This window comes from Photobacterium sp. TLY01 (assembly GCF_021432065.1).
In the GTDB taxonomy this organism is placed as follows: domain Bacteria; phylum Pseudomonadota; class Gammaproteobacteria; order Enterobacterales; family Vibrionaceae; genus Photobacterium; species Photobacterium halotolerans_A.
In genome coordinates this window covers 2,421,069-2,446,223 of sequence record NZ_CP090364.1, presented here as the reverse complement: position 1 = coordinate 2,446,223, position 25,155 = coordinate 2,421,069, and the positions used below count along the sequence as shown (strand labels likewise).

20 protein-coding genes and 4 tRNA genes are annotated in these 25,155 nt (G+C 52.3%); 11 read left to right on the top strand and 13 right to left on the bottom strand.

The annotated features are described in order from the left end of the window. Window positions 1-3: 3 nt before the first annotated feature. The 3 genes from pflA to LN341_RS11510 all read right to left on the bottom strand — a co-directional run bounded on the left by pflA (window position 4) and on the right by LN341_RS11510 (window position 4,759). Complete coding sequence (gene pflA, locus LN341_RS11520; protein WP_234203361.1) at window positions 4-744, bottom strand: pyruvate formate lyase 1-activating protein; 741 nt, start codon at window positions 742-744, stop codon at window positions 4-6. Window positions 745-853: 109 nt separating this feature from the next. Next, the gene (gene pflB / locus LN341_RS11515; protein ID WP_046218821.1) at window positions 854-3,130 is read right to left on the bottom strand and encodes a formate C-acetyltransferase; all 2,277 of its coding nucleotides are present in this window, start codon (window positions 3,128-3,130) and stop codon (window positions 854-856) included. 138 nt (window positions 3,131-3,268) lie between these two features. Next, window positions 3,269-4,759 (bottom strand): DUF3360 family protein, encoded by a 1,491-nt coding sequence (locus LN341_RS11510; RefSeq protein WP_046218820.1) that lies wholly within the window; start codon window positions 4,757-4,759, stop codon window positions 3,269-3,271. Window positions 4,760-5,875: 1,116 nt separating this feature from the next. Between LN341_RS11510 and LN341_RS11505 the strand changes: the two genes are divergently transcribed. From LN341_RS11505 to LN341_RS11490, 4 genes are all read left to right on the top strand, one after another. Next, on the top strand, window positions 5,876-6,646 hold the full coding sequence (locus LN341_RS11505) for an ABC transporter ATP-binding protein (protein ID WP_046218819.1): 771 nt from the start codon (window positions 5,876-5,878) through the stop codon (window positions 6,644-6,646). Between the two features lie 115 nt (window positions 6,647-6,761). After that, the gene (locus LN341_RS11500) at window positions 6,762-7,538 is read left to right on the top strand and encodes an ABC transporter substrate-binding protein (RefSeq protein WP_046218818.1); all 777 of its coding nucleotides are present in this window, start codon (window positions 6,762-6,764) and stop codon (window positions 7,536-7,538) included. Between the two features lie 140 nt (window positions 7,539-7,678). After that, entirely contained in the window at window positions 7,679-8,419 is a 741-nt protein-coding gene (locus tag LN341_RS11495; protein WP_046218817.1) for an ABC transporter permease, read from the top strand. Window positions 8,420-8,422: 3 nt separating this feature from the next. Then, the gene (locus LN341_RS11490; RefSeq protein ID WP_046218816.1) at window positions 8,423-9,100 is read left to right on the top strand and encodes an ABC transporter permease; all 678 of its coding nucleotides are present in this window, start codon (window positions 8,423-8,425) and stop codon (window positions 9,098-9,100) included. Between the two features lie 89 nt (window positions 9,101-9,189). Here LN341_RS11490 and grxB read toward each other — a convergent pair whose 3' ends face one another. After that, window positions 9,190-9,840, bottom strand: a complete 651-nt coding sequence (gene grxB / locus LN341_RS11485; protein WP_234203360.1) for a glutaredoxin 2 — start codon at window positions 9,838-9,840, stop codon at window positions 9,190-9,192. A gap of 64 nt (window positions 9,841-9,904) precedes the next feature. Beyond that, window positions 9,905-10,711, bottom strand: a complete 807-nt coding sequence (gene xthA / locus LN341_RS11480) for an exodeoxyribonuclease III (protein WP_234203359.1) — start codon at window positions 10,709-10,711, stop codon at window positions 9,905-9,907. A gap of 181 nt (window positions 10,712-10,892) precedes the next feature. Here xthA and LN341_RS11475 point away from each other — a divergent pair, with 181 nt between their 5' ends. Continuing rightward, window positions 10,893-11,867 carry a glutathione S-transferase family protein gene (locus tag LN341_RS11475; protein WP_234205023.1) on the top strand — a complete coding sequence of 325 codons (975 nt, stop codon included), beginning with the start codon at window positions 10,893-10,895 and terminating at the stop codon, window positions 11,865-11,867. Window positions 11,868-11,874: 7 nt separating this feature from the next. On the opposite strand, the gene LN341_RS11470 is transcribed toward LN341_RS11475, so the two are convergent. From LN341_RS11470 to LN341_RS11450, 5 genes are all read right to left on the bottom strand, one after another. Beyond that, a complete protein-coding gene (locus LN341_RS11470; protein WP_234203358.1) occupies window positions 11,875-13,614 on the bottom strand; it encodes a response regulator in 1,740 nt (579 codons plus the stop codon). Window positions 13,615-13,853: 239 nt separating this feature from the next. Then, window positions 13,854-13,938: transfer RNA gene (locus LN341_RS11465), tRNA-Tyr, on the bottom strand. 68 nt (window positions 13,939-14,006) lie between these two features. Next, window positions 14,007-14,091: transfer RNA gene (locus tag LN341_RS11460), tRNA-Tyr, on the bottom strand. 68 nt (window positions 14,092-14,159) lie between these two features. Next, window positions 14,160-14,244: transfer RNA gene (locus LN341_RS11455), tRNA-Tyr, on the bottom strand. 70 nt (window positions 14,245-14,314) lie between these two features. Continuing rightward, window positions 14,315-14,399 (bottom strand) — tRNA-Tyr (locus tag LN341_RS11450). A 215-nt stretch (window positions 14,400-14,614) separates the two neighbouring features. Here LN341_RS11450 and LN341_RS11445 point away from each other — a divergent pair. Then, complete coding sequence (locus LN341_RS11445) at window positions 14,615-15,715, top strand: efflux RND transporter periplasmic adaptor subunit (RefSeq protein WP_046218813.1); 1,101 nt, start codon at window positions 14,615-14,617, stop codon at window positions 15,713-15,715. Next, window positions 15,715-18,852, top strand: a complete 3,138-nt coding sequence (locus tag LN341_RS11440; RefSeq protein ID WP_234203357.1) for a multidrug efflux RND transporter permease subunit — start codon at window positions 15,715-15,717, stop codon at window positions 18,850-18,852. Before LN341_RS11445 ends, LN341_RS11440 begins: the two co-directional genes overlap by 1 nt. A gap of 63 nt (window positions 18,853-18,915) precedes the next feature. Here LN341_RS11440 and LN341_RS11435 read toward each other — a convergent pair whose 3' ends face one another. Then, on the bottom strand, window positions 18,916-19,539 hold the full coding sequence (locus LN341_RS11435) for a porin family protein (RefSeq protein ID WP_234203356.1): 624 nt from the start codon (window positions 19,537-19,539) through the stop codon (window positions 18,916-18,918). Between the two features lie 320 nt (window positions 19,540-19,859). Between LN341_RS11435 and rluF the strand changes: the two genes are divergently transcribed. The 4 genes from rluF (at window position 19,860) to LN341_RS11415 (ending at window position 23,212) form a co-directional block, all read left to right on the top strand. Next, window positions 19,860-20,918: a 23S rRNA pseudouridine(2604) synthase RluF gene (gene rluF, locus LN341_RS11430; RefSeq protein WP_234205021.1), complete on the top strand. Its 1,059-nt coding sequence runs from the start codon at window positions 19,860-19,862 to the stop codon at window positions 20,916-20,918. 92 nt (window positions 20,919-21,010) lie between these two features. Beyond that, window positions 21,011-22,108, top strand: a complete 1,098-nt coding sequence (gene aroC / locus LN341_RS11425; protein WP_234203355.1) for a chorismate synthase — start codon at window positions 21,011-21,013, stop codon at window positions 22,106-22,108. Between the two features lie 206 nt (window positions 22,109-22,314). Beyond that, window positions 22,315-22,848, top strand: a complete 534-nt coding sequence (locus LN341_RS11420; RefSeq protein WP_234203354.1) for an elongation factor P hydroxylase — start codon at window positions 22,315-22,317, stop codon at window positions 22,846-22,848. Between the two features lie 94 nt (window positions 22,849-22,942). Next, window positions 22,943-23,212 (top strand): YfcL family protein, encoded by a 270-nt coding sequence (locus LN341_RS11415; RefSeq protein ID WP_046218808.1) that lies wholly within the window; start codon window positions 22,943-22,945, stop codon window positions 23,210-23,212. Window positions 23,213-23,346: 134 nt separating this feature from the next. Here LN341_RS11415 and LN341_RS11410 read toward each other — a convergent pair whose 3' ends face one another. Both LN341_RS11410 and LN341_RS11405 read right to left on the bottom strand, forming a co-directional pair. Next, the gene (locus tag LN341_RS11410) at window positions 23,347-24,414 is read right to left on the bottom strand and encodes an LPS O-antigen chain length determinant protein WzzB (RefSeq protein WP_234203353.1); all 1,068 of its coding nucleotides are present in this window, start codon (window positions 24,412-24,414) and stop codon (window positions 23,347-23,349) included. 415 nt (window positions 24,415-24,829) lie between these two features. Further along, on the bottom strand, window positions 24,830-25,054 hold the full coding sequence (locus tag LN341_RS11405; RefSeq protein WP_046218806.1) for a hypothetical protein: 225 nt from the start codon (window positions 25,052-25,054) through the stop codon (window positions 24,830-24,832). Window positions 25,055-25,155 lie beyond the last annotated feature (101 nt).

The window sequence follows — 25,155 nt, the reverse complement described above, 5'->3', positions numbered from 1 at the left end:
CAATCAATACATCACATTGGGATGATACTGCGACAGGATGGCTTTTACCTTGTCCATCACAGCTTTTGACGGCGGTTTGACCCCTTCCAGCGGATAGTCATACCCCATGGCTTCCCATTTGTGTGCGCCTAGCTGGTGGTAGGGGAGCAGTTCGACTTTCTCGATATTGTCCATTCCCTGAATGAATTCGCCCAGTTGGCGGGCAGAGGTCTCGTTGTCGGTAAAACCGGGGACCACGACATGACGAATCCAGGTTTTCTGGCCGATTTTGTGCAGATAACGGGCGAAGTCGAGAATACGTTTGTTGGGCACGCCCACCAAATCGTGGTGAATCGCATCGTCGATTTGCTTGAGATCCAGCATCACCAGATCCGTCACCGCCAGCAGCTCATCAATCACAGGGGTATGTTTACGGACATAACCGTTGGTATCCAGACAGGTATGGATGTTCTCGGCTTTGGCTGCCCGGAAAAAGTCGCGGATGAATTCTGGCTGTAAGATCGCCTCACCGCCGGATGCGGTGACCCCGCCACCTGAGGCTGTCATGAAATGGCGATAAGAGAGGGCTTCTTTCATCAGCTCATCTACTGTGATTTCACGTCCGCCTTCCAGATCCCAGGTGTCCCGGTTGTGGCAGTACTGGCATCGCAGCAGGCAACCTTGCATAAACACGATGAAGCGGATGCCCGGGCCATCCACAGTGCCGCAGGATTCAAAGGAGTGAATACGGCCTTTGACTGTCATGAGGTGGCGCTCCCAGATAAAAATTGTATGACTGTTTTCAGTATAATCCCCGCGACTTGTGCAAGCCGCGGGGAATCTGGCGTACCGGGCAGTGAATGCCCGGTAAGGGTTACAGCGAGTCAGTAAAGGTCCGCGCAATCACGTCCTGTTGCTGCTCTGTCGTCAGTGAGTTGAAGCGTACCGCATACCCGGATACCCGGATGGTGAGTTGCGGGTATTTCTCCGGATGCTTCACCGCATCTTCCAGTGTTTCACGGTTCAGCACATTGACGTTCAGGTGCTGGCCGCCTTCAATACCGGCATCGTGGTGGAAATAACCATCCATCAGACCGGCCAGATTTGCACGGCGGGTATCGTCCGATTTCCCCAGAGCATTCGGCACGATAGAGAAGGTATAAGAAATACCGTCTTTGGCGTGTGCGAACGGCAATTTACCCACTGAGGTCAGCGAGGCTACCGCGCCTTTCTCATCGCGACCATGCATCGGGTTGGCACCTGGTGCGAAGGGCTGACCGGCACGGCGTCCGTCCGGGGTGTTCCCGGTTTTCTTTCCGTACACCACGTTGGAGGTGATGGTCAGAATCGACTGAGTCGGAATGGCATCGCGGTAGGTTTTCAGCTGACGGATCTTATTCATAAACCGTTCGACCAGATCACAGGCGATGTCATCGACACGGGCATCGTTATTTCCGAATTTCGGATAGTCGCCTTCGATATCAAAATCAATGGCAATGCCGTCTTCGTCACGTACCGGCTTCACTTTGGCATACTTAATGGCCGACAGGGAATCCGCCGCCACCGACAGGCCGGCGATCCCACAGGCCATGGTGCGACGCACGTCTCTGTCGTGCAGGGCCATCAGAGCGGCTTCGTAGCTGTACTTGTCATGCATGAAATGAATGGCGTTCAGCGCGGTGACATACTGTGTCGCCAGCCAGTCCATCAGAGAATCCAGGCTGGCCATCACTTTGTCGTAATCCAGCACTTCATCTGTCATCGGGGCGGCTTTCGGGCCGACCTGCAGTTTCAGTTTTTCATCCACACCGCCGTTGATGGAGTACAACAGGGTTTTGGCCAGGTTGGCCCGGGCGCCGAAAAACTGCATATGCTTCCCGACCACCATGGGGGAGACACAGCAGGCAATGGCGTAATCGTCTGAATTGAAATCCGGGCGCATCAGATCATCGTTTTCATACTGAATTGATGAAGTATCAATCGACACTTTGGCGCAGAATTTCTTAAAGCCTGCCGGCAGGCGATCAGACCAGAGTACAGTGATGTTCGGCTCGGGGCTTGGCCCCATGGTGTACAGGGTATTGAGGAAGCGGAAGCTGGTTTTTGACACCAATGTCCGACCATCAACGCCCATGCCGCCAATGGATTCGGTTGCCCAGATAGGATCGCCGGAGAACAATTCATCGTATTCAGGCGTCCGCAGGAAGCGCACCATACGCAGTTTCATCACGAAATGATCAATCATTTCCTGGGCTTGTTCTTCGCTGATCTTACCGGCGGCCAGATCCCGCTCGATGTAGATGTCAAGGAAGGTTGAGGTACGCCCCAATGACATTGCCGCGCCGTTTTGTGATTTCACCGCTGCAAGATAGCCAAAGTACGTCCACTGAATGGCTTCCTGCGCGGTTTCGGCAGGACGCGAAATGTCGTAACCGTATTTGGCGGCCATTTCTTTCATCTGTGCCAGTGCATGGTGCTGATCGGCGATTTCCTCGCGTAGCTGCATGGTCATCTGCAGATCTTCGCCTTGCTCGAAACGCGCTTGCAGCGAGGTAAACTGAGCCAGCTTGTCCTGCATCAGATAGTCAATCCCGTACAGCGCCACACGGCGATAGTCACCGATGATGCGGCCACGGCCGTAGGCATCGGGCAGCCCGGTCAGCACGCCGGACTTACGGCATTTCATGATATCCGGGGTATAAATATCGAACACACCCTGGTTGTGGGTTTTGCGGTATTCAGTGAAGATTTTCTTGACCTGAGGATCGAGTTCACGGTCGTATGCTTTACAGGAACTCTCGACCATACGGATACCGCCATTCGGAATTATCGCCCGTTTCAGCGGGGCATCCGTTTGCAGACCGACGATGGTTTCCAGTGATTTGTCGATATAGCCCGCATCGTGAGCCGTGATGGTAGAAATGATTGAGGTATCAAAATCAACAGGGGCGTGTGTGGCGTTTTCCTGTTTGATACCTTCCATCACTTTTGCCCAGAGCTGCTGGGTTGCCGCTGTGCCCTCACTGGCCAGAAAATCTTCATTGCCCTCGTAAGGGGTGTAGTTTTTCTGGATGAAATCACGGACATTGACTTCGCTTTGCCATTCACCGGCCTTGAAACCTTGCCAAGCCGTCGCAAATTGATCTGTCATAGTATACCTACCTGTTATCGTCAGTAGAAAATGTCTGCAAATGCTGCAGCGTCTGCAACCTGTGCAATTTGTATCATCTCTGTCAGGGCGGCTTTTTGATTTACCGCACTGACAGGTTGGAAATTTTTCTTTTCCGGTTTATCCCAGCAGTGCAGGGATTCCCGGAATCATGCCGACCGCCAGCATGGCGCCCAGGCACACCAGCAGTGTCAGGCCCGGAATGATGATGCGATCGGCCAGTGTCAGGTGGTTCGGTCTGTCTTTGTCACCAATCAGGCCGTTGTTATCCAGCAGCATAGTGACAGCCCAGCCGAAGACAGGGTTTACCGCCATGGACGCGAAGATACAGATCCCCGCCGACTGGCTGGACTTGGCATCTTTGACCATCTGCATCCCGGCTTCCAGCAGCGGCAGGAACACTCCGGCCAGCAGGGCAATCGTCATCACCGGCGGCCAGATCGCAATATCCATAGGGTAGCCGAGAATAGCCACAATGATGCATATACTGCCCAGTAAAATGGCGCCACCCGGAATCGGACGTTTGGCGATGGCGGCCGGGATCATGTAGGTCCCCCAGGATGAAGTGACATTACCGCCGCCAAATGCCGCGCCGACGATCTGGCGAACCGAGCAGCCGGTCATGGTGTCATCGACATCCATCAGGGCTCTCTCGGCTTTTTCAGGGTAGTTCATTTCCTGAAAAATGCGGTGACCAAGAAAGTCGGGTGACCACATGGCCACGGCCAGCAGAGCAAACGGCAGCGACGCAATGAAGTGCTCCACAGTCGGCATGCCCAGTTTCCAGCCGGTTTCTGTTGATCCCCACCAATAGGCCGGGTTCAGATTGGGCAGGCCAGGGGTGGTATGGAACTCGAAGGGCGCGCCCATGAGGGCAGCAATGATACCGCCTGTCACTGCGCAGACAGGAATTGCCAGCCAGCGCTTGCCGATGCGGGCTAAAAAGGCATACAGCACAATCGAGATAAAAAGGATGAAAGTGGCGACATAACCCATATTGATGTCGCTGCCCCAGCTCAGCAGGCTTTTGATTTGGCCGCTGGAGCCGACAAACCCCAGGAAGATCAATAACCCGCCAGCCACACCGTCACTGGTGAGCTTGACCAGTCGGGAGCCGCCTTTACACAGGCTGAGCGCCAGGCCGAAACCGCCCAGTAAAATAGCCAGTGCTAACGGGTGACCGCCGGCGGCTGCAATCATGCCGATCATGGGGATCATCGGGCCATGATTGCCCGCCAGATTGGCGCGCGGGTTCAGAAACCCGGAGACCAGAATACAAAACAGCGATGCCGAAACCAGCATCTCAACCCTGACGTTCTCAACCACGAATTCCGGGCCAAGGCCGTAAGCGGCCGCATACGAAGACATCACCGCTGAATACATCGCAATAATGCCGATCGTGCCGGCGATCGCAGGGACCAAATCTTCCCATTCGAAACGGAAATCGCGGCCGGGGAGGTTCAGTGCCCACCGACGCGGGTTTATGATCTGCAGTTCATGATCAAGATACCGGGAGCGGCTGGCAAAGCTGCTGGCCGGTTTGTGATGGGCCGAATAACGCTCGGAGTCCACATCGGTCTGGACGTCACCGAATTGAAGGTTTGATGACATAAGGGCCTCGTTCTACAAGTCTATAATTCTTGTGCTCTGCACCGGAGGTGTGGCCTCAATCCAGTGCGGATTTATGTTCTGGTATCAATTACTGATAATGAGGACAGTGTACGCCCGGGGATTCTGTGGAAAGTTGATCCTGATCATTCAAGTCTCTTGTATGGAAAAAAACTACGTAAAAACCAGTATCAATGGAGTTTCTGGGGGCTTTTTTGAACTTCGTGTAATTTTATTACGTAAATTTAAGTCTGGAACGGCCAGAGGATAAGGGAGCCGTCTGGACAGGGCACAGAAAATCAGCCGATCGATACCCGCGAGGGTCATTTCAGCGCGATGAACAAATTCAATTTCTGCAAACCTCGTCATGTTATGACGAATTTTATATTTAGCATGAAGCACATGATCAGTTACTCATTGTGCATGTTTTCCCACTTTCATTTCGCTGAAGCCAAGCGGCGGAATGATTTGGAACGAGAGGATTCTTATTCTCTTTCGGGCGAGATATCGATTACATCCGGGTGCAATCTAACCCGCTGCCTTTTTGACATGCAAATTCAGAAGACTCCCGGCTGTGCTTTTATTTAGCGGCGACTGATGTTTATTCTTTTTATCGCTCGCAACGGATAATTTGGCCGGATGTATGAAACTGATTTTTTATACTAAAATAGTGAGAAACTATTGCGCTTATTAAATAATCGTTTGTCCTGTTTTATTGATTAAATATGCGATTTTTCCATCTTATAATGCTAAAATCCGAAAGTTAACAAAATGTTGTCAAGCAAAGTTCGTGGTGATACCTTCGTCAAAGGGCTGCGAAAACAGACTATCTCACTGTCGGATTACCGGGAGAAGCAGGATGAATGGCCGCGTCGCTAACTGGTTTGATAAAAAGATAAAGTTATCCGTGGTGTGTATTCGTGAAGAGTGACCCGCAATGACAATGGGAAACTTATATCGTTCTGCTTATGTTGGTGTCGTGTTAATTGTGATGTTCTCAGAACGTTCACTCTCATGCATAAAGACTTTGGCCGGCAGTATTCAGCACATTCAGCCACATTTGCATGATTCGTTTCAGGTGCAGTATTTGGGTTTGACAAGCAACAGGAGACAAAGCGCATGACAGAAGCAGTAGCGCTTGAAGTAAAGGATTTACATAAATCGTTTGGCCAGAATGAAGTCTTGAAAGGGATTTCCCTCACCGCGCATTGTGGGGATGTCATCTCTATCATTGGCTCTTCTGGTTCAGGAAAAAGTACATTTCTTCGCTGTATTAACCTGTTGGAAACGCCAACTCAGGGTGAAATTTGGGTCAATGGCGAATTAATCAAAATGAAGAACAACCGCCGGGGGGAATTCCTGCCTGTCGATGACCGCCAGGTGCAGCGCATTCGCTCCCGTCTGGCCATGGTTTTTCAGGGCTTTAATCTCTGGTCGCACATGACTGTGCTGGGCAATGTGATTGAAGCCCCCGTTCATGTCCTCGGCGTGCCGAAAGCGGAAGCCATCGAAAAAGCCGAAGCCTTGCTGAAGAAAGTAGGGCTGTACGAAAGACGTCATTATTACCCGGGTCATCTCTCGGGTGGTCAGCAGCAGCGGGCTGCCATTGCACGCGCACTGGCGGTCGACCCAGAAGTGATGCTGTTTGACGAACCGACCTCCGCCCTTGACCCTGAACTGGTTGGTGAGGTGCTGGGCGTCATGCAGGATCTGGCTCAGGAAGGACGCACCATGCTGGTGGTGACACACGAAATGGCGTTTGCCCGCGATGTGTCAAATCAGGTGATGTTTTTACATCAGGGACTGGTTGAAGAGCAGGGACATCCCGACAAGCTGTTCCAGAACCCGGATTCAGAAAGATTAAAACAATTTATTTCCTCCATTTACTAAAATAGGGATGTGAGTTTTACTCAAGCCCGATAATTAACAACTTCGCTGTTTCAGCGGTTTACAACTATCCCTCATTCACAAACGGGATAGATGCAAATACAACAGGAGTAAGACAATGAAAAAATGGATTTTGGCTGCTGCCGTCGTTTCTGCTCTGGGGGCCACCTCAGTTCAAGCGAAAGAGTGGAAAGAAATTCGCTTCGGTATTGAAGGCGCCTATCCTCCATTCAGCTGGACCGAGCCAAGCGGTGAACTGAAAGGCTTTGACGTCGACATGGCGAATGCGCTGTGTGAAGAGCTGCAAGCAAAATGTAAGATCGTTGCCCAGGATTGGGACGGTATTATCCCGTCTCTGCTGGCACGTAAATACGATGCCATCATTGCTGCGATGTCCATTACTGAAGAGCGTAAAAAGAAAGTAGATTTCACGGGTAAATACGCACTAATCCCGAACAAGTTTGTGGCGAAGAAAGGCACGCAGATTGACTTCAGCAAAGAAGGTCTGAAGGACGTGAAAATTGGTGTTCAGCGTGCAACGACGCATGATAAATACCTGACCGACAACTATGGTGACTCGGTTGAGATCGTCCGCTATGGCTCTTTTGATGACGCTTACCTGGATCTGAAAGCGGGCCGTATCGCTACCGTACTGGGTGACGCATCTGCGCTGGAAGAAGGTCTGCTCAATAAAGAGGGCGGTGAAGGCTATGAATTCATCGGTCCTTCTCTGACGGATCCTAAGTGGTTCGGTGAAGGCTTCGGGATTGCAACTCGTAAGCAGGATAAAGATCTGACTGAACAGCTGGACAAAGCCATTCTGTCGCTGCGTGAAAAAGGCGTTTATCAGCAACTGGCGTCTAAGTACTTCTCTTATGACGTTTACGGTGAGTAATCGCTGACAATGGATTGAGAGACACTCTGGTGTTTCCCGGTGTACGAGCGATGTGATGAGACGAATGAGTGCCGGGTCGAAGGTGGCTCGGCACTTTTACTATCTGTCGCTGACCCTTTGCAGTTTAAAGGAGTGACCCCTTGTTAGATTTAAAAGGATATGAATGGTCGCTGATCGAAGGCGCATGGGTAACCCTGCAGGTTGCTTTGCTGTCTTTGGTGCTGGCGATGGTCTTGGGCATGATGGGTGCGCTGGCAAAATTGTCGCGTTATCGACTGGCCCGGTTGACGGCGACCACTTACACCACTGTCATCCGCGGTATTCCTGATCTGGTGCTCATGATGCTGATCTTCTTTGGCGGTCAGGTACTGCTGAACAACAGTTTGTATGGCGTCAATGAGTGGCTGAACAATTATTTTTCGTCGTCAGATCCTAACCATGAATGGACGGCCTATCTGCCTGACTATATTGAAGTCAGCCCGTTCGTGGCCGGTATACTGACCATTGGCTTTATCTTCGGCGCTTATATGGCCGAAACTTTCCGCGGTGCCATTATGGCGGTGGACAAAGGGGAACTGGAAGCCGCGAAAGCCTATGGCATGAGCAGTGCGATGTCGTTCCGCCGTGTCCTGTTACCACAAATGATCCGCCATGCCTTACCGGGGTTTGGCAATAACTGGCTGGTATTGCTGAAAACCACAGCACTGGTCTCAATCATTGGCCTGGATGACATGGTACGTAAAGGGGCGTTGGCCGCCGGTACGACTCAGATGCCATTTACCTTCTACATGGCGATTGCCGTGTTGTTCCTTGTGTTTACCTCGCTTTCCACTTCCGTACTGAAGTGGGCAGAGCGTCGGTTCAGTATCCATACGAGGTAAGAGATGGACTTTAGTATTCTGACTGATAGCTGGCCGCTGTATCTGCAAGGGTTTTACACCACACTGTGGATGGTGGCGCTGGCACTGGCCATTGGTCTGGTGATTGCCATTCCTATCGGTGTGGCGCGAAACAGCAAGAATCCGATGATTTCAGGCCCGGCCTGGGCTTATATCTACTTCTTCCGCGGCACGCCCCTGCTGGTGCAGCTGTATCTGATTTATTACGGCATGAGCCAACTGCTCAATGTGCAGGGTACGCTCTGGGAAGAAGCCTGGTTTTGTGCGCTGGTGTCCTTTGTGCTCAATACTGCGGCTTATACGGCAGAAATCGTGCGGGGTTCGATTAACAGTATGCCGAAAGGGGAAGTGGAAGCCGCGAAAGCCTATGGCATGAGCCACTGGCAGGCCTTCAGCCGGATTATTCTGCCAAGTTCGCTGCGCCGTGCCTTACCTGCCTACAGTAATGAAGTGATCTTCATGATTCACGGCTCGGCGGTTGCTGGTATTGTCACCATCGTGGATTTAACCGGTGCGGCACGGATCGTGAACTCCCGTTATTACGCGCCATTTGAATCCTACCTGTTTGCCGGATTGTGTTACATGGTGCTGACGTTCACGGTCATCTGGGCGTTCCGTAAGCTTGAAGGGCGATACCTGCGCCACATGAAAGCGCTGAGCTGATAGCCGGTACTTGTTTCAGACCATAAGAAAGCCAGGGCATCAGCCCTGGCTTATTTTTTCCATGGTGCACATACAGGGAAGTTCAGCGCTTACACAGCGACCGCATCGTACAGGCTGATGCCGGTCAGGGCTGCAACTTCATCAAGGTACTGTCGCACGCGGGCAGGGAAAGTCAGTCCTTTGACAACCGTGAGGTTTCTTAAGGTCGGGAACAGATTGACATCGTCATAGCTGAGCACATTGTCGCGCTCGGAAGGCAGCGTCAGCCAGTCGAGCTGGTCCAGCACTGCTTCCATGCCACGCAGAGACTGAGTTGTTTGGGCAAATGCTTCATCAAAGCTATGTCCGAGCATGGCCGATTTATTGCCCTCAAACCAGTCTTTGGCTTCCTGACACTGAAATTCGGGCAGATCAATCATCAGCCAGCGCGGATAGACCAAACGGCTGCTGAAAGGCCGGGCCGCGTCATACCACTCGGCAATACGCGCCTCGTACCGGGATTCAGCCAGCAACGGTTGACTATCCTGCTCATCAAGGTAGCGGGCGATATCCAGACTTTCTGCCATATAACTGCCGTCAGGCTTTTGCAGAATCGGCACCATGTTGGCACCCACTTTATCAATCCGCGCCTGCACATCATGATTTTGTAAGTAAACCAGCTCAACATCGGCCTTGTTCAGCCCGGCGACCATCATGGCTTTAATGCAATACGGGCAGTGATCGAAAACAAAGAGTTTCATTGAGATAAACCTCGTCAAACCCAGCCCCTGCTCAGCGGGGCTGGCGGTGGATGTAGGGCAGTGATTATTTGAAAACAGACCAGATAGGGGCGTGATCAGACGGTTTTTCGATGCCGCGCAGTTCGTAATCAATCCCGGCTTCCTGGCAGCGGGCCGCCAGCGGCGGGGTTGCCAGAACCACATCAATGCGCAGGCCGCGGTTGTCATCAAAGCCTTTAGAGCGGTAGTCAAACCACGAGAACTTGTCATCCGCAGTCGGATGAAGCTGACGGAAGGTATCAACAAATCCCCAGTCCATCAGGGTTTTCAGCCATTCGCGCTCAATCGGCTGGAAGGAGCATTTGCCGGTTTGCAGCCAGCGCTTGGCATTTTGAGGGCCGATGCCGATATCCAGATCAATCGGGCTGATATTGATATCGCCCATGACCACCAGTTCTTCATCATTGCTGTGATGGGTATTGAGGTAGGTCATCAGATCAGCATAAAACTTTTCTTTGGCCGGAAACTTGGTTTCGTGATGAATGTTTTCACCCTGAGGGAAGTAGCCGTTCAGCACAGTCACGGTTTTACCGTCTTCCTGCTCAAAGGTGGCCATGATCATCCGGCGCTGGGCTTCATCATCATCGGTCGGAAACCCTTTGCGGACATGAACTGGCTCTTGCTTGCACAAGAGCGCTACACCGTAATGGGCTTTCTGACCGTGGTGATAGACTTTGTAACCCATGGCTTCGACGTCCGCCAAGGGAAAGGCTTCGTCATGGACTTTGATTTCCTGCAGACCGATCACATCTGGCTGGTGTTTATCGATGACGGCTTGCAGTTGATGGAGTCTTGCTCTTAATCCGTTGATATTAAAAGAAATAACTTTCATTTGATGATTCTGTATTATTCGGGTTTAGAATGCAGCCATCCTAGCACAGTTGCTTGTCATCGTGTAAGGTCAGCGCTGAGCTGTTCGAATATCTTGATGATCTTTACCGGATTTTCTGCGCCGACTGATGGCATGGCCTTTCCTATAATGAAGGCAAGTGAACATCAACGGTGAGGCGAATATGGGCAAACTGATCAAGGGTGTGTGGCACGATGTGTGGTACGACACAGAGAAAAGCGACGGCGAGTTTGTGCGTGAGGATGCCGGCTTTCGCCACTGGTTAACGGCAGACGGCCGACCCGGGCCTCAGGGTCAGCAAGGTTTTCAGGCGGAATCTGGCCGTTATCACCTTTATGTCTCACTGGCCTGCCCCTGGGCGCACCGGACCTTGATATTCCGTAGCCTGAAAGGATTGGAGCCGCATATCGGGGTCACTGTGGTCAGCCCGGACATGCTGGAGCATGGCTGGGAGTTTGAACAGCCGGAGCCTTTGTACGGCTTTGAGTTTATGCATCAGCTCTATGCCAAGGCCAAACCGGATTATACCGGCAGGGTCACCGTCCCTGTGTTGTGGGACAAAGAAACCCAAACCATCGTCAGCAACGAATCCTCAGAAATCATTCGTATGCTGAACAGCGCTTTTAACGAAATCACCGGCAACCCGGAGGATTATTATCCTCAGTCGCTTCAGGCAGAAATTGATTTGTGGAATGCGTTTGTTTATCCGTCGATCAATAACGGCGTGTACCGGTGCGGTTTCGCCACCACTCAGGATGCTTACAACACGGCGTTTTCTGAGTTATTTGCGGCTTTGGATAAAGTCGATGCCCATCTTGCCAATCACAGATATTTAGCCGGTGAGACACTGACTGAGGCTGACTGGCGACTGTTTACCACCCTGATCCGCTTTGATGCGGTGTACGTGGGTCATTTTAAATGTAATCAGCAGCGCATTGCCGATTACCCGAATTTACAGGGATACCTCAAGGAGCTGTATCAGGTGCCGGGCGTGGCAGAGACAGTCAACTTTTATCACATCAAACGTCATTACTATTTCAGTCATCAGATGATCAACCCAACCGGCGTCGTGCCTCAGGGGCCTGAGCTGGATCTGGATTCGCCGCACGGCAGGGACAGACTGAGCCTGAACGCCTGATATCGCCTTAATGCAGCAATGGCGCCCAGATCTCAATGCGGACCGGCGGTAAGTCGCGATTCACCGAGTAAGGCAGCGGCACAGACAAACTCCCTGCCGCAGGATCGGATAGTTTGCCGGCGCGCATTTGGTTCAGGATCTCGCTGCGCCACTGAGCGAGCGTATCAGGCAAAGGCATCATAGTGACGGCCAGCAGACTGGGACGGACCTGACCGGCCAGCCCCGGTGACTGCAGCCTGAGCAGACAATCCAGGCGCCCCAGATGGGCTTCGCTGCAAAGCGGATAGTCGTGAATGATGGCATCAAAATGAAACAGTGCCTGGGACGGCTGCGTGTGGCGAATGGCCTGAGCGCGTTTGAAGGTGGACTCCAGCCAGCGCAATGCGTCAAAAGCATGGGTATTTTCCCGTAGCGCCTGCAACCTGAACTGGCTGTGGCCGTCGAAGCTGTCTCTGTGTTTCAGTACCTGACAGATATCCGCAATCAGGCGGGTTTCACCCAGTTGCAGCAACAGCGGCAGCGCATCGGCCAGAATCACAGAAGGCAGTTTATTGAGGCGGTCAAAATAGCCGGATAAGCCCAGTAACAGGCGGCGCTTGGCTTTCAGCGGTTTGCCTTGTGCCAGCAGCAGGCGGGCACTCAGCAATTGCTTGAAGCAATACAGAAAAGGGCGCTGGGCGGGCAGTAGCCTGTGATGGGCGCGCTGGGCTATCTGAGCTAAGGTCTGGCGGAGCTGACGGCGGGTACGCGGGTCGTCCAGACTGAAATACAATTGCTCGAAGCTGGCACTGAATTCGGCCAGACAGATAATCCAGCCGACATCAATAATCGGCAGATGTGTCGCCAGCGAGAGGCCAGCCTGTGCGAATGCATCCGGCTGCTGGCATTCGGCTGCCAGCTGGGCAACCTTCAGCGCCCGGTGGCTGGCTGACGGTGAAAGCTTCAATGCCCGCTGGGCTGTGGCCAGTGCTTGCAGTGGGTGACCCTGCGCTGCCTGATAGTTTGCCAGCAGGTCCATCGCCTCAAGACACAGAGGCTGCTTCCCGATCAGATCGATGAGCAATTGTCGTGCTCTGGCTGAATGACCACACTGGTGCTCGATTCTGGCTTCTGCCAGTGTGACTTTCACTGACGGATGATAGCTCTGAAATAATGCGATATACCGCCGGGCCTGTGCCCAGTCTTTTTTCTCCATCAGCATATCGAGCAGCAAGCTTTCCAGCTGGTGATCCGGACCATGCTGCAGCAGTTGCTGTTTACAGTGACGGATCCCCTGATCCAGGCCGTGTTCACTCAGTTTCTTATAGACAGGCAATCGGGTCTGGCTGTTCCGCCAGGCATGGCTCAGCTTTTGCTGCAGAGTATTGAGCGGCAGCGGTAGGGTGACAAAGGCGTCCGGTTCAACCGCCAGCGCATTGAGCACCACCCGGGCGCTGGTATCTGCCGAAAAAATCACGATCCCGCAATTGGCACTGAGCAGCTGTTTTTTGCGCAGCAGGGTCACTAATTCACTGCCAGTCAGGGTGTTGTCCAAATGATAATCGACCAGCAGCAGATCATAGGCCGAGCGCTGACCATGGCGGATGGCGTCGCGGTAGTTGGCGGCGGTGTCTATATGACGCAGGCCAATCTGCACGAGTACCCCTTTCATCAGACTTTGGGCGCTGGGCTGGTCATCGACCAGCAAGACTTTCAGCTTATGCCAGGGCGGGGGAGCAAGGCTCAGGGTGTGCAATCGGGTAGTCATCCTACGTCCTCAGAACAACCGGGATGCAACTGCATGCAAAAGTGGTCGCAGTCACACTTGAGATAGACTGAGTGTAGTCGGTTTTTGTGGTGAAAAATTGTGCAATGTGGCGATCAGAGGGCAAGAAATCATAAAGTCGCAAAAGTGAGAATGGCGCGGGGCGCGCAACGGAGAGAGAGAAAAGAGGTTAATCAAAGAGAGCAATAAAAAAAGCCAGCGCAATGCACTGGCTTGAAAGATGGTGGAGGGAGAAGGATTCGAACCTTCGAAGGCGGAGCCGTCAGATTTACAGTCTGATCCCTTTGGCCACTCGGGAATCCCTCCACGGGATTTTTGCGTATTGTCTGGCTATATCAGCCGTGAAAGTAACAAAGTGTCACTTCCAGAAAAGATGGTGGAGGGAGAAGGATTCGAACCTTCGAAGGCGGAGCCGTCAGATTTACAGTCTGATCCCTTTGGCCACTCGGGAATCCCTCCACGGGATTTTTGCATATTGTCTGGCTTTATCAGCCGCGAAAGCAGCACAGCGCCACTCTCAGAAAAGATGGTGGAGGGAGAAGGATTCGAACCTTCGAAGGCGGAGCCGTCAGATTTACAGTCTGATCCCTTTGGCCACTCGGGAATCCCTCCACGGGATTTTTACGTATTGTCTGGCTTTATCAGCCGTGAAAGCCGTACAGCGTACCACTTTCATTAAAAATGGTGGAGGGGGAAGGATTCGAACCTTCGAAGGCGGAGCCGTCAGATTTACAGTCTGATCCCTTTGGCCACTCGGGAACCCCTCCACAAGTGCGGTGCGGATAATAGCAAACAGGTGAAGACTGTAAACCCTTTTTCTGAATATTCATCGTTGCTTGCTGGATTTTTCGTCGTTTTGCAAGTTACGTCTACGGTTTGTGCTTTTTTGTGAGGAAAACTTGCTTAGCTTTACATTTCTTTACCCCGATTAATCTGTGGGTCAGATATGATTAGCCCATAACAAAGAACAGGATGCGTAAGCATGAAGAAAGTTGTTTTGGCCGTTGTGGTAGCGGCATCCCTGGCCGGCGGGGGCTATTTTTATTTTCAGCAGCAGTCTCATGCTGCCCAAGCCGCCAGCCAGCCCAAACCTGGGCGCAGCGTCCCGGTTGCGACAGGCGAAGTGACATCACACCAAGTGGTCAGTTCGGTTTCTCTGGTGGGTAAACTGGCCGCTCAGCGTTCAGTGACTATTGCCACTGAAGTGGCGGCCAAGGTGGATCGCATCGTGGTGGACACCGAGCGGAAAGTGACCCAGGGACAGTTGCTGGTTCAGCTCGATAACGCCAAGCCCAAGGCCGCTTACGATGAAGCGAAAGCTTATTACGACGACGAAAAGCGGAAATACACCGAATATCAGCGGCTGGTGAAGCGCGGTGCGCTGACCCAGACCGAACTCATTGCGCAGCAGGCGAGCGTGAGCATCGCCAAAGCCCGTCTGGATGCGGCCAAAGCGGAGCTGGATGATCACCAGATCCGGGCACCGTTTGCCGGGACTGTGGGTCTGATTGATTTCAGTGCAGGTCATACCGTGACGGTCGGCAGTGAGCTGTTTACGCTCGATGATCTGTCAACCATGCGTCTCGACGTTCAGGTGCCGGAGCAATACCTGTCGAAACTGGCGCCTGGCATGGCGGTGCAGGCCAAAAGTCAGGCATGGCCGGATGATACATTTCAGGGCACGATTCAGGCGATTGACTCACGGGTTCAGGCAGAATCACTCAATATCCGGGTGCGCGTCTCGTTTGATAATACCAGTGGTAAACTCAAGCCCGGCATGCTGATGGCGGCGGCACTGGATTTTACGCCACAACAGGCTGCGATTATTCCGGTTCAGGCGCTGGAGTATTCCGGCACCAAGCGCTTCGTGTACCGGGTTGATGCCCAAGGCATAGCGCACCGAACCGAAGTGACCCTGGGCGCCAGAGTGAAAAACGAAGTGGTGATCGAATCGGGTATTCAGATTGGTGATCGCATTGTGGTTCAGGGACTGGTCAATATGCGTGATGGCCTGGCCGTACAGGATGTCAGCCCGTCAGAGACTCAGGCCGCCAGCGTGGCTCAAGCGGGAGATAATGCCTGATGTGGTTATCTGACGTTGCAGTAAAACGCCCGGTAGTCGCGATTGTACTGAGCGTGCTGCTGGTGGTGTTCGGTCTGGTGTCATTCAGCAAACTGCCGGTCCGGGAAATGCCTGATGTTGAAAATCCGGTGATCAGCATCGGCACTTCGTACGAAGGGGCATCGGCAACCATCATGGAAAGCCGTGTCACCACTGTGCTGGAAGATGAACTGTCGGGCATCAGCGGCATTGAAAGCATTACCTCGACTACCCGTAACGGCAGCTCGCGGATCAGCGTTGAGTTTGAGATGGGCTGGAACCTGACCGAAGGGGTCAGCGATGTTCGGGACGCCGTTTCCCGGGCCCGGCGCAACCTGCCGGATGGTGCAGATGAACCGATTGTCTCTAAAGATGACGGCTCGGGTGAAGCGGCGATTTATATCAATCTGAACTCAAGCGAAATGGATCGCTCACAGCTTACTGACTACGCCGAACGGGTGTTAACCGACCGGTTCAGCCTGATCAATGGCGTCAGCTCGGTGCAATTGACCGGCGCGCTGTATAAAGTCATGTATGTCCGCTTGTTGCCGGAACAGATGGCCGGGCGCGGCGTGACCACCACGGATATTATCGATGCGCTGCGGGATGAAAATGTCGAACTGCCGGGCGGCGAAGTACGTAACGATGCGACCACCATGTCGGTGCGCACCGCACGTTTGTACCGTACCGCAGAAGATTTTTCCTATCTGATGGTGCGACAGACCGAAGACGGCACGCCGATTTACCTCAAAGATGTCGCTGATGTGGCGATTGGCGCGCAAAACGAAGATGCCACCTTTAAGAGCAATGGGGTATCGAGCCTGAGCTTAGGCATCGTACCAATGTCAGACGCCAATCCGCTGCAAGCTGCCGCTGCAGTACAACAAGAAGTGGACAGACTGCAGCGTTTTCTGCCGGACGGCACCCAACTGGCGGTGGATTATGACTCGACCATCTTTATTGAACGTTCGATCAACGAGGTCTACAACACCTTATTAATCACGGGCGCGCTGGTGGTGCTGGTGTTGTATGTTTTTATCGGTCAGGCAAGGGCGACCCTGATCCCGGCGGTTACAGTGCCGGTGTCACTGATTTCCGCTTTCATGGCGGCTTACTATCTCGGTTTTTCCATCAACCTGCTGACCCTGATGGCCCTGATTCTGGCTATCGGCCTGGTGGTGGATGATGCCATTGTCGTGGTCGAGAATATTTATCACCATATCGAAAGGGGTGAGCCGCCTTTGCTGGCGGCATTTAAAGGCACCCGAGAGGTCGGTTTTGCGGTGATCGCCACCACACTGGTGCTGGTGATGGTATTCCTGCCAATCGGTTTTATGGATGGCATGGTGGGCCCGCTGTTCACCGAGTTTTCCGTGCTGCTGGCGATGTCTGTGCTGTTCTCCTCTCTGATAGCGCTGACCTTAAGCCCAGTGCTGGGCAGTAAGCTGCTCAAAGCCAATGTTAAACCGGGACCGTTTAACCGCTTTGTCGATCGGCAGTTTGCTGCGCTGGAAGCGGTGTACCGTAAAGCCGTCACTCAGGCCGTGCGCTGGCGCTGGGCTGCCCCTTTGCTGATTGTTGCCGTGGTCGGCGCCAGTGCCTGGCTGTTTAAACTGGTGCCGAGCCAGTTGGCGCCGTCTGAAGACAGAGGAGTGATCTTTGCCTTTGTCCGCGGCGCGGAAGCGACCAGTTATAACCGTATGGTCGGCAATATCGAACAGGTTGAGCAGCGCTTATTGCCCATGGTTGGCCAAGGGCTGATCCGCTCTGTCAGCATCCAGACACCGGCTTTTGGCGGCCGTGCCGGGGATCAGACCGGTTTTGTCATCATGCAGCTGGAAGACTGGGAAGATCGTGATGTCAGTGCCACGCAAGCGCTCGGGGTGATCCGCAAAGCCCTGCAGGGCATTCCGGATATCCGTGTCTGGCCCTTCATGCCGGGCTTCCGGGGCGGCTCGTCTGAGCCGATGCAGTTTATCCTTAACGGTGCCGATTACGACGAGCTGTTTGCCTGGGCCACCAAACTCAAAGATGTCGCGCAGGGCAGCGGCATGATGGACGGTGTGGACATCGATTACGCCGAAACCACCCCTGAACTGGTGGTGACGGTTGATCGTCCCCGTGCGGCCGAGCTGGGCATTCCGCAATCGGATATTGCTGAAACGCTGGAAGTCATGCTGGGCGGGCGCAGTGAAACCACCTTTGTCGAGCGCGGCGAGGAATATGATGTGTACCTGCGCGGTGATGAAAACAGTTTTAACAATGCGATGGATCTGAGCCGGATTTACGTCCGCGCCAAGAACGGTGAGCTGGTGTCGCTCAACAGTGTGGCGAAAGTTGAAGAAGTGGCGGCTGCCCGTAAGCTGAGCCATAACGAGAAGCAGAAGTCGATCACTATTACCGCCAACCTGCTGCCCGGTCATACCCTGGGCGAAGCGCTGGACTTTATGGATGAGCAGGCCTTGTCTATGTTGCCGAGTGATATTGTGATCGACTATGGCGGTGAATCGAAAGATTTCCGCGAGAATCAGAGTAGTATGGCGCTGATCTTCGGTCTGGCGTTGCTGGTCGCTTATCTGGTGCTTGCCGCGCAGTTCGAAAGCTTCATTAACCCGATGGTGGTGATGCTGACCGTACCGCTGGGGATCTTTGGTGGTTTGCTGGGGCTGATCCTGATGGAGCAGAGCCTGAACATCTATAGTCAGATTGGCATGATCATGCTGATCGGTATGGTGACCAAAAACGGCATTCTGATTGTCGAATTTGCCAACCAGCTCAGGGATAAAGGCATCGCCTTTGAGCAGGCGATTGTCGATGCTTCAGCACGGCGTCTGCGCCCGATCCTGATGACGGCATTCACCACCTTGTTTGGTGCCTTGCCGCTGTTGCTGTCAACCGGTGCCGGTTATGAAAGCCGCATTTCGGTCGGGACTGTGGTGTTCTTTGGCATGGCGTTTGCGACGCTGGTGACTTTGTTCGTGATCCCGGCTATGTATCGTCTGGTGTGCGCGAAAACCCAGTCGCCGGGCCATGTCGCGGCACAACTGCAAAAAGCGCTGGAACATGATTATGTCGGGCGTCGGTCTCACGGCGAACTGCCACTGGATGAGAACAGGTAAATCAACCAAAGGGGCGTCAAGCCCCTTTGTCTTACTGAATGTTGTCACGTCGTTCAGAGAGAATCAGAAGCGATATCCCAGCGCGATTTGGGCGCCTTGATAATCAAAGTAATCACTGAAATCATCCAGTGAACTGTCTGCTATATTTTTCAGGTATTCACCGCGAATCATGAAGTTATCATTGATATTCCATTGAATACCCACACCACCATCCAGCATAGCACCCGTATCGCTGCTGTTTAATGTGTAGCCATTCAGGCTGGATCCGGAAACTTCTGCATCGGCACTGACCATAGACGCGTTCAGGCGTGCGTATAGTTTGATACCCGAATTACCCAGTTCACCGGTTGACGGCACAACACTGACGCCAATCTGGCTGAGGGACAGCTCAATTTTAGTATTATCATAAGGATTCCATTCATTGGAATATTCTGTCGAGCTGAAACTGATGAAGGTTTCAAGCGCAAGATATTCACTGAACTCATGACCTAAGCCCAGAGAAAGGTTTGGTGTCACATCTTCAGTAATGGCATCGGGCTTGTCTTTTATTTCAAGGCCGATTGTGCCAATACCACCATAAAAATACGTTTTATTGGATGAGGTTGTCTCGGCGGGAGATGATGTCTCTGCAAAAGCAGAGGCGGAGGACATGAAGCATACAGCAGAAAGAATAGCGATTGATTTCATTGATATAACCAACTTTGTATTAATAATGTTTAATCTAAAAAAGCGAGAAGCTTAATAGCAAACCCATTAAATGAAATCAAGTGAATTGATATCAAGTGCGTATTGTGAGGTAGTAAATATCATGGATGCGCAGTTTTTGAGCCTAAAATGACGCATTGGAATCTCAAAGGTTGAGTGAAATCAATCTGATACTGTGTAAAGGATTGAAGAGTCAGTCTGTTTCGTAGTTCATTCGATGTGAAAGCATGGAAATTCGACTATTTTTCAGTAAAATCCCTGCTTCCGAACGCGTTGTGAAACGCACAATGAAGAAGACCATCATGCCAGAAAATAAACCTCAGTCTCATAATGAAGCACCATCCTCAGACACCAGTCTGGTTCGCCTGAATAAATTTATCAGTGATACAGGTTACTGTTCCCGCCGGGAAGCCGACAAACTGATTGAGCAGGGCCGGGTGCTGATTAACGGCCAGCAGCCAGAAATGGGCGTGAAAGTTGGCCCGGATGATGAAGTGCTGGTGGATGACAAACCGCTGCGCCGCAAAGAGCCGCCTGTCTATATTGCGCTCAACAAACCTGCCGGGATCACCTGCACCACAGAAAGGCATGTCGAAGGCAATATTGTTGACTTCATTGGCCACCGCAAACGGATTTTCCCGATCGGCCGGCTGGACAAGGCATCTGATGGTCTGATCTTCATGACCAATGACGGTGATATCGTCAACAAGATCCTCCGCGCCGGCAACTCACACGAGAAAGAATACGTCGTGCGGGTGGATAAACCGGTGACCGAAGCCTTTCTGGCCAAAATGGCATCGGGTGTTGAGATTCTGGATACAGTGACGCTGCCTTGTAAAGTCACCAAAGAAACCACTTATTCTTTTCGTATTGTGCTGACCCAGGGTCTGAACCGCCAGATCCGCCGGATGTGCGAAGCGCTGGGCTTTGAAGTCTATAAACTTCGCCGCGTCCGTATCATGAATATCACCATCGACGGGCTGCCAAACGGTAAATGGCGCTATCTGACCGAGGATGAAATGGCAGAGATCCACCGCTTACTGGCGCTATCGAGCAAGACAGAAGAAGCGTCGCGGGTCGACAGTCAGGGGCAGGCCATCAGCAAAGCCACAGACGCGAAACTGTACGATGCCCGCCAGCAGAGTGAGAAAGAAGCACCGGTCAGATATAAAACCTACAAAGGGAAAGGCGAGGTCGAGCGTCGTCGTCCGGGTGGCAAGCCTGGCAAATCAACGCAGCGACCGCACGATAAGAAATCCGGTGGACAGAGTAAAGGGCCAAAAGGCAGCCGTCCGGACCGTTCAGGTCATGAGTCGACATCACCCGGCATCAAAAAATGGAAGTCTAAGAAAGACCAGTAACGGCTCAACGCCGATTCTGCTTGCATTCCCCTGCGCAACTTTGCACTATTCAATGATTACAAAAAGCCAGAAGCAAAGTTACAGGGGAAGTCATGGCAGGCAACACAATTGGACAAGTTTTTCGCGTCACCACCTTCGGCGAAAGCCATGGTCTGGCGCTGGGCTGCATCGTTGATGGTTGCCCACCCGGATTGGCGCTGACAGAAGCCGACATGCAGTACGATCTCGACCGTCGTCGTCCGGGAACCTCCAAGTACACCACACAGCGCCGCGAGCCGGACGAAGTGAAAATCCTCGCCGGTGTGTTTGAAGGCCAGACAACCGGTACTTCTATCGGTCTGATGATCGAAAATACCGATCAACGCTCAAAAGACTACTCCCAGATCAAAGATCTGTTCCGTCCCGGCCATGCTGATTACACTTACGAGCAAAAATACGGTGTCCGCGATTACCGCGGTGGCGGCCGTTCGTCGGCTCGTGAAACCGCGATGCGGGTAGCAGCTGGCGCAATTGCCAAAAAATACCTCAAACAGATGCATGGCATCGAAGTGCGCGCTTACTTATCGCAAATGGGCGACGTCAGTATTGATACGGTCGATTGGGATCAGGTCGAGCAGAATGCCTTTTTCTGTCCGGATGCCTCAAAAGTTGACGCGCTGGATGAGCTGATCCGCAAGCTCAAGAAAGAAGGTGATTCTATCGGTGCCAAACTGACCGTGGTGGCTGAGAATGTCCCGGTTGGACTGGGTGAGCCGGTATTTGATCGCCTGGATGCGGACATTGCTCATGCACTGATGGGCATCAACGCAGTGAAAGGCGTCGAGATTGGCGATGGTTTTGATGTCGTGACACAACGTGGCAGCGAACACCGCGATGCCATGTCTCCGCAAGGGTTTAAATCCAACCATGCTGGCGGCATTTTAGGCGGCATTTCATCCGGACAGGATATTGTCGCCCATCTGGCGCTCAAGCCCACATCCAGCATTACCGTACCGGGTGAGACAATCAACAAGCAGGGCGAAAGTGCTGAGGTCGTGACCCGTGGTCGCCATGATCCGTGTGTCGGCATCCGCGCCGTACCGATTGCCGAAGCCATGGTGGCGATTGTGCTGATGGATCACCTGCTGCGCCACCGCGCGCAAAACGCCGATGTGGTGACTTCGACGCCTAAACTGAAAGAAATTGACTGAAAGAAATCGACTCAAGCGCAAAACCGCTAGACCTGATTCAGAGCGGCAGGATAAACAAAAAGAGGACGTTGGGGCGTCCTCTTTTTGTTGTTGCACACTCTGTCGCATCGCAGTGACAAACCCGCTATAATCGGCGCCATTCTTGCGGGAGGGTCTGAACGTATAAGCGTGACCTCTCAGATGTTCAATGAAGCCACACACAGTCCATGCCTCACGATTACAACGACCTGATCACACTCTTTAACCGCACTTTCTTAACCGGCCTCAACACCGAATTGGTGTTGGGCGGCGACGAGCCGGTTTATCTGCCTGCCGATACTGAGCACCCGCATCACAGAATTGTGTTTGCCCGGGGTTATTTTGCCTCTGCACTGCACGAGATCGCGCACTGGTGTATTGCCGGCCCTGAGCGGCGTTTGCTGGAAGATTATGGCTACTGGTATTTGCCAGACGGGCGGGACGCTGATCAGCAGGCGGTGTTTGAGCAGGTTGAAGTGAAGCCTCAGGCGGTCGAGTGGCTGCTGTCGGCCAGTTGCGGCTTTCGTTTTCAGGTCAGCTGCGACAACCTGAGTGGTGATCATGAGCCGGATCGGGTAGCATTTACCCGCAAAGTTCGCCAGCAGGTACTGCATTACCTGGATGGCCATACACCGGAACGAGCGGGCATACTGTCAGAAGTGTTGCGTCAGCATTATGGTGTACAACCGCTCAGCGTAGACGATTTTCCTGAGCCGCTTTGATGATACGGACACACACCACGTCAGTGTCAGCGTGGCGTAAGTCAACCTATTCTGAGCCGCAGGCCAGATTCAGATAAAACGAAAGAGTGACGAGATGATCCAGCAATACGAAGAAAAGCTGCTCACCCTGATTGACCTGATGGTGGAAACCGCATCAGATGATGAATTATTTGCAGGTGGTTACCTGCGTGGCCACATTTCGTTGTCGGCTGCGGAGTGTGAGCGTGACGGCATTGTGTCATTGGAAGCGATGAACCAGGCGGTCAATGACAGTCTGAAGCATGCGCAGTCTGAGCTGAACCCAGCCGATCAGCAGCTGGTGAAATCCTTGTGGCTCCAACTGCAACAATCGGCGGTAGAATAACAGCTCAGGGAATATTGCTGTTATCCAGCGACATTGCCCGTCACTGAAACAGAAGCTCAAAAGAAATAGAAAGGCCAGTCCGGGTAACGGACTGGCCTTTTTGTGTATCCCATCTCGATTGCGTATTTTGGCAATCAGTCGTGATTTCTGAATGCTGAACGAATCAGAACAAACGCAACACCCAGCATACCGCCCAGCAGTGTGGCAATCACCACAATCAGAGAGCGCTTCGGCTTGTCTTTGGTCACCGGCTTTTCTACGTTTTCAAGAAAACGGTAGGTTTTGAATTTGATATTTTTATCCAGTTCAGTGCCCTGCAGCAGGGACAGACGCGCTTCAACCTGCTGAATGCGGGGTTCAACCACGCTCAGGTTCTTCACCGATTCCAGGGCATTTACCTTGGCCGCCAGCGCTTTGGCGCCTAAGTTAATCGCAAAAATCTCGTTATCACCCAGGTTCTGAACCGGCTGGTTGACATCTGCAGCGCTGGCAATATTCAGGGCGTACTGAGTACGCTCTTTTTCTACCTGCAGATAACTGCTGGCCTGACTGCGCAACACCTTGAGCTGTTGTTTCAGCTCATATTCTTTGGCGGAGACCAGCGCCTGCACGTTCGCTAATGTATCGTTATACACTTTGGCTGAAACGAAATCGATGTACTGTTTCAGCATATCAAAGCTGCTATTACTGGTAGTCGCCTGCAGGTTGATTACAAAGGTATCAGCTTCCTGCTTGCTGGCTTGTTGAGCCGTGATTTTATCGAACCAGTTTTCCAGGGCTCTGTCGGTAGCTTCTTCAGAGACAGCATTATTGTCAGTCAGAAACTGCTGAAAATCACTATTGTCCGTCAGGAAAGCTTTTTTGTTTTCCAGCGAATTAAAGCCATTGATGAAATGCTTAAACAGCACTTCGGCATCAGCCACATCCTGAAGCTGAGTGCTGACCAGCACGGTTCCGTCGGCCTGATAAACGTCAAACGCTGGCTGGAAAGCACTGATTTCACGTTGCAGCTGGGCAAAGTCGGTGATCTGAGGCTGAATCACTTTGGCTTTGGCCGTCCACCATTCTTGCGCAGTAAGGGCGTAGGCAACACCTGCGATGGCGAAAACAATAGTAATCAGTGCGATGAGCAGCTTTTCTTGCCACAGGGTTCTGACCAGTTGGACGAGATCAATTTCATCAGTGTTGTCTGGTGCTGGCATAGTTTGATTCGATTGATGGACAAGTTGAGGGCCTGACGGGACGGCTTTTGTATGTGTATCTGTCACTATGACACTTCCATTGATAACTGCAATTTGTGATGCGAGAAATAAAAAAGTAAAAAATTATCTTTGTAATTTTATCTGAATGCGTTCAGTAGAGCATTAGAATTCAGTAAATATGGTCTCACAAGGCAAATTATAGGGGGGGGCTCTTCGCGGAAGCAAGCAGCCATAGGCTACTTGCGGGAAATTATTGAACAAGTTTCTACTATCCGTGATCCCTGACAAAAAAATTGGGGCAATCCAGGCGCACTAAAGTTATTTTTTATACAAAAAAATTAACATTGACCTCAGTACAGCCTGAAGATGTCCAATATCGGGCCGCTCTCGCTGTCCCTTGCCGTGAAGATCCGGGTTAATCGACGGAATACGGGAAGCTGATATATTTACGCCGGTAGTTTGACGAACCAGCAAAAAGGGTCAGCAGAAACACCACGGCCAGCAGCCCCAGGCTGAAGACGAGATCTTCCTGAACCACCAACTGGTAGCAGCAGGTGGCAAAAAAGGCGATCGCCAGCAACAGGTTGATTTTATGCAGTACGGGAAATGTTACCGAAAAAACAGCATATTTTCTGAACATATTTCTACCTCACAAACGTCGATTACGAGATCACTCCATCCCTTTCTGGAAGCGACAGTATTCGATGAAGATTAATATTTAGCCACTTTAGAATTGTTGGT